Source organism: Paraburkholderia tuberum STM678 (genome assembly GCF_902833905.1).
In the GTDB taxonomy this organism is placed as follows: Bacteria; Pseudomonadota; Gammaproteobacteria; order Burkholderiales; family Burkholderiaceae; genus Paraburkholderia; species Paraburkholderia tuberum.
In genome coordinates, this window is record NZ_CADFGP010000070.1 from 21,315 (window position 1) to 34,125 (window position 12,811).

Below are 12,811 nucleotides of genomic sequence, written 5' to 3' on the forward strand. Positions count from 1 at the left end.
TCAGCGACAGGACACCAACGAAGGAATGAACACGATGAGCGATGCCAACGCGGCGACTCACAGCGCCGATCGGCTGCAGTTCGATGCATGGCCACCAGCGCTGCTGGACTGGTTCGACGGCCGTGCGCTCGCAGCCCGGACAGGCTTCGCGGCGTCGCTCGTCACATGCCACGAGGATGGGCGTCTCGGGACGTCGCTGCTTGGCATCGGTGAACTGTACGCGCCATGTCCCCGTTCGTTGCGCTTCGCGCTGTGGGCGCAAGCGAGGGCGGCACGCGCGCTCGCCGCAGGCGGACGCCCGGCGCTGACCTTCGTACTCGACGGTGCGTTTTTTCAGGTGCAGCTCGATGCGATGCCGATCGCGTCGACTGGAGCGCAGGGCGTCGGGCTCGCCTGCTTCGAGGCGGTTGTCGCGTCGGGTGAGGCGCAGCGCGTGCCTTACGCGCGCCTCGACGCGGGCATCACGTTCACGCTCGATGAGCGGGATCGCGAGATGACCTTAGAACGCTGGAATCAGCAGATCGAATGGTTGAAGGCAGTTGGGCGGTGAGCTGGCGCCACACCGCGCCTTGGTCTTGCCAAGGCGAATCTTATGGATTTGATCGCGTAACGCGCCACGCCGCGCCTTCGAGCCGAACTGACAAACCCGTGTGGGCTGTGTTGTGAGTTGCCGCGGCGTCATCCAAAGGGCGACGTCGCGATTAGATCGACTGAAAGAAAGATTTCACGTTATCGTAAAATACGAGGGGTTCGCGTTCCGCGCGCAAGGGAGATGCCTCGATTTTCATGCTTACTGGTCGCGAAGAACACCGAGAGTGGGAGTTGCTCAAGGCAGCGTACTTGGTCTGAGTACTGACAGTGCCATTGAAAATGACGCCTGCGTCGCTCCGTTGAGATCATTCATCAGCCATTTAAATTTATCTATGTTCAACCCCTTTACAAAGCCGGGAGCACTCATTCGCCGACTTCAGCAGGTGGCGGTGCGTCTGTTTGCAGAAGAAACAAGTTGCTACAACATGACGTCGATTCAATTCGGCGCTCTTCAGGTGATCGCGGATAGGCCGGGCATCGACCAAATATCCTTATGCCAGGCAACCGATATAGACCGTACAAGCATTATGCGTGTGCTAGAGCGTCTCAAGTCTGAAGACCTGATAACGAAGGAAGCAAGCACTGAAGATCGCCGAGTCAGTAGTATTTCCATTACAGAAGCCGGTCGAGAACGCATTGATAGTCTAATAGAGCGGGCCGAGGCGTCTCAAGTTCGCTTGTTGGCTCCGTTGACATCAGATGAACGTCAAGAGTTCATGCGGATAATGATCAAACTGGTGCTTGCGCACTCAACTCAGGAAAGCCCAGCTATTCGTGAGCTCGTGGATGATGCCCATAAACGAATACGTTTGGAAACTGGAACGTGAATGCGTAGGAAAGGTGGCGAGCGAAACTGGGCAAGTCTTGACCGGTGACAGTTTCATGCCACTGGCGACCGGGACACATATCACTGACGGTGGGTTGACCGTGGCCATTCGAGATACTTCCATTATTGAGCAATGAACCCATGGCGTACATGCTACCGGCCGGCATCGAAGTAGATATGTGAACCTAGTTCATCGCAGTTAGTATTGCTCCATAGACCTGAGAAGGTTAAATTATGCTCCCTTCCGGTTCTTCACCTTCGCGGGTGCTTTTCAGTGCCGATCGCGCGAGGTTCCTATGGGTCTCTCGTTCCTGGACGCTCGCCGCATCTCGAAGCCGGCCACAATGCCCGTGCGGATTCCTTTCTGGGCGTTCGCTCTCGATGTGCACAGCGTTGGAGTCGCAACATGAACCTACGTCAGTTGAACTACCTCATCAGAGTCGTTGAAGCGGGCAACATCACTCGCGCGGCGGAGCTGTTGCATGTCGCCCAGCCCGCGCTCGGCATGCAGATACGGCAACTCGAAACCGAATTGGGTGTGGAGTTGCTGATACGGCATTCGCGGGGCGTCGCAGCTTCCGAGGCCGGCCGGCTGCTTGTCGAGCGCGCGCGAGAGATCCTGGGGTTGGTGGAGTCGGCACGATACGATGTGGCAGCGTTGGCTGGCAAAACCCGCGAGCACCTCAGTGTAGGCCTGACCCCGAGCGTGATGTCGGTGATGGGCCCCGACCTGATCGTCAAAACAAAGGAGTGCATCCCTGACCTGTCGGTCAGCTTCACCGAAAACCTGAGCTATGCGCTCGTCGACGCAGTGGAAAAAGGTGAGCTCGACCTTGCCCTTGCATTCGACGCCGACGAACAAACCGGATTGAACTACATTCATCTGCTTTCGGAGGAACTGCTGTTTGTCGTCGCGCCTGACCAGGCTACCGCGGAACGTCAGATCTCCGTAGAGGATTTGCTTGGGTGGCCGCTTATCCTGACCGGTCCCCGGGACTCCGTACGCCGGACGCTGGAAATCGCCGCACAAGCGATCGGCATGACGCCGGACATCGTGTTCGAGGTGCAATCGGTGGCGGCCATCAAACGCCTCGTCGCGCTCGGCCTCGGCGCAGCCATCTTGCCGCCGGCAGTCATACGGGAAGAACTTCAGCAAGGAAAGCTCGTCGCGCGACACATCGTCGACCCGCCGCTGATGCGCAACCTCCATCTGGTCAAGGCTATCGCTCAACCGCAACGCCGCCACGAGGCGGCGTTGGTGGCCTTGATGCGGGACATGCTAGCCAGTACGTTGCAGGCGACGCCCGGGTTGTCCCACGTCGCCTGACGAATCGTCAGATCTTAAAGGCTTCCAAGGTCTCTGGCGCGAAAAGGTCCTCCGGAGCATAGCGCTGCTTGGACAGCCCACACTCGTGGTGGTAGCGCAGAAAGGTCTCCAGCGTATTGCGGTTGTTCTCAAAGCCGTACGACCAGAAATCCGAGCCCATTTCCTGTTCCACCTGTTCAAGCGTTGCCATCAACCACGGATGCATGACCTTGAGCGCTGCGGTTTCTCGCAGGTTCTCGTACGCCGTCCGTTGGGCCTGCGCAAAAGCCTTGAAGAGCGATTGAGCAAGCCAACGGTTGGCTTCGTAGATTTCGCGGCGGATGACGATCGTATGCATGATGGGGAAAATACCCGTCTTGCGAAAGTAGTCGCGCTCGAGCTCGCCGTAGTCGGGAAACAACCGCTTGACGCGGTCCGGATGCGTCAGGAACGTAGACGGCGTCCGGGCGGTGTGCAACGCGTCGATCTCACCTTCGAGCAGCATTCGCGAAAGGGTCTGGGTGGCGCCGATAGACTCAATCTTGATGTTAGACGGCAGATCGAGCTTGATCTTTTCGGGGCGGCCCGGCTCTTCCTCGCCGCCAGTCACGTAGGTTACGCTGTCGACCGGAACGCCGTAATATTCGGCCAGCGTGCCGCGAATCCAGACCGGCGCGGTCATTTGAAATTCAGGCGTTCCGACGCGCTTACCGATTAGATCTTTGGCTTCGCGGATACCAGAATTGGCATTGACGTAAATGCACGAATGACGGAAATATCGCGACGGAAAAACCGGAATGGCGACGAAGGGACGATCCTTGCCCAACGATACCGTGTACGAAGACAGCGACATTTCAGCAACGTCGAATTCGCGATGCCGCAACATGCGAAAGAACGTCTCTTCCACCGGCATATTCAGGTAGTTTAAATCCACGCCTTCTATTGCGACTGTGCCATCCATCAGAGGGCGAGTGCGGTCGTAATCCCAGCAGCCCAGCGTTAGTTTCAGCTTCGACATAGTGCCGCCATTGCTCCGTTCAAGGTTGACATCGATGCTCTTTCGTCGTGCATCGCAGGGTAGCGAAGTGCCTGGGCGCCGTCACGAGACCGTCCTCAGTGTTTTAGACCCGGGGGCCACTCGATCGGCCTTGCCGCGCTGCGTGCTCAGACGGAAAAGACAACGCCTGGATGGTCTGCGGATCTCGACATGCGCAGCCTGCCCCGACTCGTAGCGCGGCGCGAGGTATTTGCTACCCCCTGTCGGCGACGCCTCGGTCCATGAACCACGGCGCTTCAATGCACCGTATTAAAGCGGAAACGGGGCGGGACGACCAATATCGTTTTTTTTCCGCTGCTACAACAATTCATTTTGGACTGGTCTCGATGCGAGGAACGATGGTGGGCGTCAATCTTTCGCGGCGAACCTGCCGGCATCCCCTGGCATCGGCATTGACCAGGAACAACAATCGTCCCGCCACTTCGACCTTTGAACGGTCGACCCATCTGGCTTCTTGCCCTGAGCGCTATTTCCTGGGCAGCACTGGGATCCCCAACTGCGCCATGACTGCGGTGATGTGGTCCAGGCACTTTTCGACGTTCGCGTTGTACCGATCCGAGAGCGTCGGGTTGGATCGCTTCGGATCGGTGTACTTTCTCTGCTTGACTTCCAGATAGCCGGCCGCCATGTCTAGCTGGTTCTTCGGTCGGTCGCCCTTAATGAAGTCAATGATGCCCAGGTTCCGGTTCTTGCCAGCGCCGTATCGAATCTTTCATTAAGGTTGAATGAGATCGATTTTTTCATTCCGGTGCTATTTGATTCCCAAATTGGGCGTTCGCCGACGGTGGTGGTATTTGCCATGTGCACGTACTTCGTGCCGTCTACACGACCCATCGCCGCTGCAGTCGGATCGTCCTGGCCGTAGTAGGTCAGGAAGCTATTTTCCGTGGAGAAATGCTCGATCGCGGCACGGCACATTTTGCAGGGCTTGAGCGTTGAGTAGATGCGTGCGCCTGCCGGCAAGCGCTTGCCGTACATCAGCAGGGCACTGGTTTCCGCGTGCAGCAACGGGTGCGCACCGTTTTTCTTTCCCCAAGCCAGGATCTGCCCCTGTGAGGACACAATTAGTGCGGCCACGCCGGTGTTCGCTCCCTTGCCAAGGAGCAAGCTGAACGCCGCCGACAGATAGAGACGGTGCACGTTGTGAACACCAGTATGAGGTGCGCTCAACTCGGCCGGGGGAGTGCGCTGGGAGATGTCGACGTTCGGTCCCGCGACGTGGAGTTCCTCGGCCAGGAGTCGGACGTCGCGGGGCATCAAGTTGTGACCCTTTCTCGTCCCGGATAGGACGTAGGCGCCGTTGATCTCGACAGACGGAATTTTTCGGAATCTGACTGTCGTGTCCTTATCCTCGTCTGCGAGCAGGCCCAGCGCGGCTTTTTCCCAGGTGGTAGCCTCCTGATCGCTCAGAATCTCCTTGATCTGCTTTGGCGCGAAGCTGTTTAACAGAAGACGCATTCCCGGCGGGATGAGGTCGTCTTCGGTCTCGCAATAGGCGCCACCCTTGCTGCCATTTTGCGGCACGGTGCGTGCACGGCCCATCTTCTTTCTCCAGCGAAGCCGGTCGAGGGCGCCAGCCGCGCGACGTGAATATAAGCGATGAACGGCTGCTGTGCGGAGTCGAATTCTCCGCATTGAGCCTCAGGCAACGGTCGAACACGGAAGCTCGGCGAGCGAGCCGATGCGTTGCGCCTGCACTCCTGGTGGATTTCCGAGTACGGCCACGGCAGATCTCTCGCTTGCCCGCCACGACCCCTATTTCATACTCGAGTTACTCGAGTCGTTTCGATAGTCGCCAGCCTTAACCGTGACCGCCGAAAAAGCCACCGGCGCTGCCGCCAGCGAAACTGCGCCTATCCTGCTTTTGAGTTTTGGCCAGCTAGTGGGATCGTACTTCGCCGTTTCTTTGACGCAGCACCACTTTTCGCAGGTCGCATGCGCCGCCAATATCTTCGTGGCCTCAGCCTCGTTTGAACCCCTGTGCCCCCCGTATTCTTTTACGGTGTCGCTGGTCCCTTTCTTAAGGCTTTCCTTCAATTTATGCATATCCGAATGCTAGCGACTATGCGCCGGATGGCGCAAGTGCGGGCTTCACTTTTGAGGTCCGAGGATCCATCCCCCGCCTACATGGACCCGAGACAGATTGGCAATGTCTTCAATAAAGGTCACCGGACCGATGTACCGACCGGCCGAGCCGATCGACTACGAAAGACAAATGCTTGAAGACCGCACGTCTGGCGTCACTCGTCCTGGCCGACGTTTGCGGTTGTGACAACAGCGATTCTCGATCTGCGGCCCCGGCGGCGAGCACAACGACGACTGCTCAGATACTCGCGTCAGCCTTTTCCCCGACCGTCCGTCTGCAAGCCGTCACATTGCTGACGTAGAACCCGGCCTCGCCAAATGCCGGTTAAGGCCGACAGGATAGGGGTAGGAAACGGCGGTCGCCGTCCCCTTGCTTGAGAAAGGACTGGATGAGTTTCAGCACCCGGCCGTCCGCAATCCGCCCGGCCACTCTCGCAAGAAGGGGAAGGTGCGGAATCGAGTCAAAATAACTTTGCAGGTCGGCATCGACCACCCAACAGTAGCCCGCTTTCACATGCCGGTCCACTTCGCGCAGCGCATCCTTGCAGCCAAGGCCCGGGCGGAAGCCGTAGCTTCTTGGCTCGAACTCATGCTCAAAGATCGGCTCGATCACCAGCTTCAGGGCCGCTTGAACGACGCGGTCCTTCACAGCGGGTATACCGAGCGGGCGGCGTCCTTTACCTTTCGGTATGTAGACGCGTCGCACCGGCTGCGGGCAATAGCTACCATCCTGCAATGCATGCGCCAGTTCAGCGAGGCATCGGTCCCGCGCTTGCGCGAATCGCTTCACGCTCATGCGATCAACTCCCGCCACCCCGGCGTTCTTCTTGACCTGATTCCACCCCAGCGCGAGCGTTTCCAGGCGAAACACCTTGTCGATCAGACTATGCCACTTACCTCCTTTAACTCCGTTTTGTAGAGCAGCCAACATAGCGTCCGTCCAGATCGAAGCCGATGCGAATTTCCGCTGCACGCAGCTTCCCAGCGCATCTGCATCTCGTCTAGTCGTTTCCGACACTGGCGATGCTTCGATCTTCACCAGCGCATCGATGGCGCGATTCACGGCGGTACCGATCGCCCCGGAAGAACTGTCTACCTGCTCGAGCGCCGGCGAAAGCTTTTCGAGCAGGGCGACAGCGCCGTCGGCTGCGAGAACAGGATCGGCACGGGCGATCTGGCGGATTTCGGTCAGCGCCTCCTTCAGACGCTGGATTGGCAAGGCGGACTTCCAGCCGAAGGCGCCACGCCGGAATCGCGCGGCGAACACCCATTTGTGAGAAGCGGTTCGCGACATGTTCTGTGAATCTTCTCAGCGCGTCTTCATGTAGGCAGCGTACAGCGCCCCGTTGAGCGCCTGCAGTTCGCGCCGGGTTTCCAGCAGTTCGTGATGCCGGCCCTGACGCTCCAGGCTGAGTAACCCGAGCACCACCTTCGCCGCCCGCTCGGGCGCATTCTGTCGCGAAGGCTCTGCCCGTTTGAACACCGGCGCGAGGCCGGCCTTTTCCGTGAGTACCCACGCCGGAAACCACGTGAGATCGTCAATGTCGCCAGCGCCGTCGAACGACGTATCGAAGGCGCGCCGCAACCTGTTGACGCACGCGTCGTCAAGCCGGCTCAAAAGCTGGTCAAACCGGGAGGGCGAAAGCCATGCAAGTTCGATCAGCAACGGCCACGCCGCGTCCAGGCCATCGAGCCGGTAGCGCGCCTCCGTCATCCAGCACAGCGGCGCTGGAATCCGTCGCCACGACGCGATGCGAGATATCGAATCAGTGGCCTCGGCCCACCTCGCAGCAAGCAGGAAGAGCGGCGCCGCGTGTGCATCCGCGTGGTCCGCTCGGAAAGGCAGCGCAGCGGCGCGTCCGGCCAGTTCTGCCCAGAGCGGTGCGAGCCAGGTCGCCCCGCCCTGCCCCGGGAACGCGCGCGCGACTGCGGGCTGGACTTCTTGAGATAGGGCCTGCCGAGCCTGCAGGGCGGCATCGTGACGATCAAACGGTACCGTCGATCGGCCCTCGAGGGCATTGACGATCGCCCCGAAATACATCACGGCGTCGTCGTCTGGATATTCGTTCGCAAGGGCCTGCAGCGCGCGCCGCCCGCCCGCGGCATCGTACTGCTGCAACGCGGACAGGACATCGTTGCGCAGCATCACGTCGCGGCTGTCGTTGAAAATGTCGAGCTGCATCCGTCGGGTTCAGAACAGTTTGCTGGTCAGGCTGACGAGATTAATCCATTTGATCGTGCTTCTCAATTTTCTGCGGTGCTCATCGACTGAGTCGATCATTGCGCGCCGACCGCCCGCGTCAGCGACCACGGTGCGTGCGCGTCATCAGTGATCGTGTTCCGTCGGATCCACAAAAGACGGTTCCCACGCCTGTCCGCCGTAGAACACGCCAACGATTGACACCACCTCGGGGTCCACAAGGTAAGCAATCACTGCGCGCTGCCGGTAGTGGGTCACGCGCAGGCCAGGCAACAGATCATTGCGCGGCACGCCGCGCTCAGGGAACGTCTGCAGGCGCAGGCAGAAACTCACGATGGCGTCGACGTATCGGGCCGCCGTGATGGGCGAACCCGCTTCACAGATAAACCGTTCGATGTCCTCAAGCTGGTCCCGCGCTTCCGGGGCAAACTGCACCCGGTAGTTCATGCGGCGCCCGAGCGCTTCTTCGCCAGGTGAGCGCGCACCTGCTCGGGCGTGAGCGCGCGCGCGGGCTCCGCGCGCAACGCTTCGGCCGCAGGCACCACCTCATCACGCAACCAGGCCTCGATGGCCCTGTCGCGGGCCGCGAGGGTGCGTAACCCGTCGCGGATCACCTCGCTTTCAGAAGCGTATTCGCCGCTGGCGACCTTGGTGCGGATGAGCTCGGCCATCTCGTTGGGCAGGGTAATGCTGAACTGCTGTGTGGTACGCATGGCGCTCTCCAAGCTGACAGGATTTAATCCTACTCCGTCGACGGGGGTGCTGGCAAGGGCCAAGGCAAGTCCACGCTGGTGAAGACGGTGGCGCACGCACTGGCGCCGATTGCCGGCGAAATCAGCGAAGGCAAAGGCCTGAACATCGGCTACTTTGCACAGCAGGAGCTGGACGTGCTGCGTCCTCTCGACACACCGTTGGAACACATGATCCGCCTTGCCAGGGACACGCCAGCGCACCTGCGTGCCCCCGGCCAGAGTGGCATCGAACAATCGCTTCGCACCTTCCTCGGCACCTTCAACTTCAGTGGTGACATGGGCCATCAGGCGGTCGGCACGATGAGCGGCGGCGAAAAGGCGCGGCTCGTGTTGTGCATGATCGTGTGGCAGCGCCCCAACCTGTTGCTGCTCGACGAGCCTACCAACCACCTCGACCTGGCCACACGCGAAGCGCTAGGCATGGCACTCAACGAATTCGAAGGCACAGTGTTGCTGGTCAGTCACGACCGGTCCCTGCTGCGCGCGGTATGTGACGAGTTCTGGCTCGTCACCAAGGGTGGCGTCGAGCCCTTCGACGGCGATCTGGACGACTACCAGCAGTTCCTGCGCGACGAAGCCCGTCGCATGCGCGAGCAGGCTGCCGCGGAGCAGAAGGTCATCGCCTGAGTTACCTCCAGGCGGGCGGCGGCCATTGCATGGCGGGCGACGCGCGGACGTTCGCCAACGTCTTCAGCATTCGTGCGGACAAGCGCGCTCCAATGCAAGATATCGGCGGCACAAGCAGCCAGTCGATGCCGCGCCACGGATCGTGGACGATCCGCCGATCAACCCGGCCGGCGCTCTGCATATCAGGTGACCACCCGTCAGGGACACCTTGGGAGGGCACGTACACGCCTCGGCACGGCGAACATCGGCGACGCGTTCGCGCGAATCGTCGTATGGGTTCTACGAAACGATCCAACATGCACAGGTTCCGATCCACCGAACATCAGTGGACTCGGCGCAAGATTTAGAACGTGTGAACCTGAACGGCAGAAATAGCGACTACAAACATATCCGCTCCGGTCGTGACAAGGTGGGCGGCGCCCAACATCTCATCAGCGGGGCGGGTGAGATAGCGGACTATGGTCGGTCATACTGCCCGCCCGAAATAGCGACATTACATCGTTGCCCGAAGCGGAAAGCTCTACTTCTGAGCGCCGTTAAAAACGGGGGACTACCGAAGGCCCTCGATCTGCCTTTGTATCCGGCCATCAACGTCGGCGGCATCAACATTGATGCACGCCGGCACAGATGGTCGCTCAGGTATCGAACGGGGTGTTTTTTGAGCGGGGGATGAGCGGTATCATCGCGTCCAGCCATGACTCACAACCCTACTTCGCAGTAGCCGCCGCATTGGCCCGCGCCTTATGCAATTTTTTGTAGCTGTCGATCAGGCGGTGGTGCCTGTCGAGACCCTCCAGCTTCATACTCGTTGGCGTTAGCCCAAAGAAGCGCACGCTGCCGTCCACTGTCCCAAGTACCGCGTCCATGCGGGCGTTGCCAAACATTCGACGGAAGTTGACCACGTAGTCGTCCAGTTCAAGGTCGTCATCGAGCATCACCTCCAGGACCACATTCAAGGCCTGGTAAAACAATCCGCGCTCGACCGTGTTGTCGTTGTACTGCAGAAAAGCTCCGACCAGCTCCTGCCCTTCCTCAAATTGCTTCAAAGCGAGATGAATCAACAGTTTCAACTCGAGAACTGTTAGCTGCCCCCAGTCCGTATTCTCGTCAAATTCGATGCCGATCAAAGTGGCAATATCGGAGTGCTCGTCCAGCTCACTGTTCTCCAACCGCTCAAGCAGTGCTGCCAGGGAGGCATTGTCCAGTCGATGCAAGTTCAAAATATCCGCGCGGAACAATAGCGCCTTGTTTGTGTTATCCCAGATCAAATCCTCTACCGGGTAAACTTCCGAATAATCGGGCACCAAAATCCGACAGGCTACGGCACCCAGTTGGTCATACACCGCCGTGTACACCTCTTTGCCCATGTCTTCGAGAATGCCGAACAAGGTTGCTGCTTCCTCGGCATTGGAGTTTTCACCCTGGCCAGAAAAATCCCACTCAACAAACTCGTAATTCGCTTTGGCGCTGAAAAAGCGCCACGACACCACACCGCTGGAATCAATGAAGTGCTCAACAAAATTGTTTGGTTCAGTCACGGCGTTACTGACAAAGGTGGGCTGAGGTAAATCGTTCAGGCCTTCAAAACTACGCCCCTGCAGTAATTCCGTCAGACTCCGTTCCAGCGCCACCTCGAAGCTCGGGTGCGCGCCGAACGAGGCAAAGACACCGCCTGTGCGCGGGTTCATCAAGGTGACGCACATCACCGGGTAGGTCCCACCCAGCGACGCATCCTTTACCAGCACCGGAAAGCCCTGCTCTTCCAATCCATGAATTCCGGCCAGAATGCCAGGGTATTTCGCCAGCACTTCGTGCGGCACATCAGGCAAAGCGATTTCGCCTTCCAGAATTTCGCGCTTTACCGCCCGTTCGAAAATTTCGGACAGACATTGCACCTGTGCTTCGGCCAGCGTATTACCGGCACTCATGCCATTGCTGACGAACAGGTTCTCGATCAGGTTGGACGGAAAATACACCACTTCGCCGTCCGACTGCCGCACAAACGGCAGCGAACAGATGCCGCGCTCCACATTGCCGGAGTTGGTGTCGTATAGACGCGAGCCATACAACTCGCCATCGGGATTATAAATTTCGAGGCAGTACTCATCCAGAATTTCAGCCGGCAGCAAATCCTTAGGGCCAGGCTTGAACCAGCGCTCATTCGGGTAATGCACAAACTCCGCATTGGCGATGTCTTCGCCCCAAAATGCACCGCCATAGAAATGGTTGCAATTCAGTCGCTCGATAAACTCTCCCAACGCTGACGCCAACGCGCTTTCTTTTGTCGCTCCCTTGCCATTGGTAAAACACATCGGCGAGTGCGCATCGCGAATATGAAGCGACCACACATTTGGAACGATATTGCGCCACGAAGCGATCTCTATCTTCATGCCCAAGCCCGCCAGAACGCCCGACATATTGGCGATGGTTTGCTCCAACGGCAAATCCTTGCCCGCAATATAGGTGCTGGCATCAGAAGCCGACTTCAACGTCAGCAACGACTGAGCATCGGCATCCAGGTTTTCTACCTCTTCAATCACAAACTCGGGCCCGGCTTGCACCACTTTTTTCACCGTACAACGGTCGATGAAGCGCAAAATACCTCGGCGGTCCACTTCCGAGATATCCGACGGCAACTCAACCTGAATCTTGAAAATCTGTTGGTACCGGTTTTCCGGATCAACGATATTATTCTGCGACAGGCGGATATTTTCGGTAGGAATATTGCGATTTACGCAGTACAACTTCACAAAGTAAGCTGCACACAAAGCCGATGAGGCCAGAAAATAATCGAACGGACCAGGCGCCGAGCCATCGCCCTTATAACGGATAGGCTGGTCGGCCACTACCGTGAAGTCATCGAACTTGGCTTCAAGACGCAGCTTATCGAGAAAATTGACTTTAATTTCCATGGGGAAATTCCAAAAATTGTGCTCAAAATGATGTAGCCGCTATTATCCGTCACCAAGTGCAGTTGCTGTTGCAGATCGCGAATGTTGCTAGCGGTGTCCATTGAAGCGCTGACGCTGTCCGTTTTTTCCGCTAGCGTCGCTTTGCCCCCGGAGCACGAACTCACTGCCCGGAACGACTGACAAAGCGCAGCACGATAACACTCTCACCGCCATCAATGCGAACAGTGGTGGAGGCCGCCTAAGAAACATCCAAAGTGCCAAACTGCCTGGCGTTTTTGGTCTGCGCGCTGAGATGTCCGCGGTCCGAGATCAAAAAAATGACCTCCGGTATTTGCGCTTGCTGCCTCAGGCCGATGCGCTAATGGCGATGTCCCGAAGACAGTTGACGGTTGGGACGGCGGGTGCGGCATAGGTTAGGCAACCTTCCGATCTTGGTCAATCGATTTTGAGGTCGA

At 58.4% G+C, this 12,811-nt stretch carries 11 protein-coding genes and 1 pseudogene; 4 read left to right on the forward strand and 8 right to left on the reverse strand.

Annotation, left to right across the window (positions count from 1 at the left end):
• The first annotated feature begins 34 nt into the window (after positions 1-34).
• The 3 genes from HWY30_RS35405 to HWY30_RS35415 all read left to right on the forward strand — a co-directional run bounded on the left by HWY30_RS35405 (position 35) and on the right by HWY30_RS35415 (position 2,744).
• Positions 35-550 carry a hypothetical protein gene (locus HWY30_RS35405; protein WP_090812613.1) on the forward strand — a complete coding sequence of 172 codons (516 nt, stop codon included), beginning with the start codon at positions 35-37 and terminating at the stop codon, positions 548-550.
• Positions 551-815: 265 nt separating this feature from the next.
• Entirely contained in the window at positions 816-1,418 is a 603-nt protein-coding gene (locus HWY30_RS35410) for a MarR family winged helix-turn-helix transcriptional regulator (RefSeq protein ID WP_143037339.1), read from the forward strand.
• Between the two features lie 405 nt (positions 1,419-1,823).
• Entirely contained in the window at positions 1,824-2,744 is a 921-nt protein-coding gene (locus HWY30_RS35415) for a LysR family transcriptional regulator (protein ID WP_090812309.1), read from the forward strand.
• 7 nt (positions 2,745-2,751) lie between these two features.
• On the opposite strand, the gene HWY30_RS35420 is transcribed toward HWY30_RS35415, so the two are convergent.
• From HWY30_RS35420 to HWY30_RS35455, 7 genes are all read right to left on the reverse strand, one after another.
• On the reverse strand, positions 2,752-3,741 hold the full coding sequence (locus HWY30_RS35420) for a substrate-binding domain-containing protein (RefSeq protein ID WP_090812308.1): 990 nt from the start codon (positions 3,739-3,741) through the stop codon (positions 2,752-2,754).
• Positions 3,742-4,246: 505 nt separating this feature from the next.
• A complete protein-coding gene (locus tag HWY30_RS35425) occupies positions 4,247-4,408 on the reverse strand; it encodes a GTPase-activating protein (protein ID WP_143037338.1) in 162 nt (53 codons plus the stop codon).
• A gap of 2 nt (positions 4,409-4,410) precedes the next feature.
• The gene (locus HWY30_RS35430; RefSeq protein ID WP_167368839.1) at positions 4,411-5,322 is read right to left on the reverse strand and encodes a Bd3614 family nucleic acid deaminase; all 912 of its coding nucleotides are present in this window, start codon (positions 5,320-5,322) and stop codon (positions 4,411-4,413) included.
• An 868-nt stretch (positions 5,323-6,190) separates the two neighbouring features.
• A complete protein-coding gene (locus HWY30_RS35435) occupies positions 6,191-7,159 on the reverse strand; it encodes a reverse transcriptase domain-containing protein (protein WP_244145130.1) in 969 nt (322 codons plus the stop codon).
• Between the two features lie 15 nt (positions 7,160-7,174).
• The gene (locus tag HWY30_RS35445; RefSeq protein WP_090812306.1) at positions 7,175-8,047 is read right to left on the reverse strand and encodes a hypothetical protein; all 873 of its coding nucleotides are present in this window, start codon (positions 8,045-8,047) and stop codon (positions 7,175-7,177) included.
• 144 nt (positions 8,048-8,191) lie between these two features.
• Positions 8,192-8,512, reverse strand: coding sequence for a type II toxin-antitoxin system RelE/ParE family toxin (locus tag HWY30_RS35450; RefSeq protein ID WP_090812305.1), 321 nt, complete (start codon positions 8,510-8,512; stop codon positions 8,192-8,194).
• Positions 8,509-8,778: a type II toxin-antitoxin system ParD family antitoxin gene (locus HWY30_RS35455; RefSeq protein ID WP_088176933.1), complete on the reverse strand. Its 270-nt coding sequence runs from the start codon at positions 8,776-8,778 to the stop codon at positions 8,509-8,511. The genes HWY30_RS35450 and HWY30_RS35455 overlap by 4 nt, the downstream gene beginning before the upstream one ends.
• 57 nt (positions 8,779-8,835) lie before the next feature.
• On the opposite strand from HWY30_RS35455, the pseudogene HWY30_RS35460 reads away from it, so the two are divergent.
• A pseudogene (locus HWY30_RS35460) lies at positions 8,836-9,444 on the forward strand (ATP-binding cassette domain-containing protein); the annotation flags it as partial.
• 707 nt (positions 9,445-10,151) lie between these two features.
• Here HWY30_RS35460 and HWY30_RS35465 read toward each other — a convergent pair.
• A complete protein-coding gene (locus tag HWY30_RS35465) occupies positions 10,152-12,356 on the reverse strand; it encodes an OsmC domain/YcaO domain-containing protein (RefSeq protein ID WP_090812303.1) in 2,205 nt (734 codons plus the stop codon).
• Between the last annotated feature and the right edge of the window lie 455 nt (positions 12,357-12,811).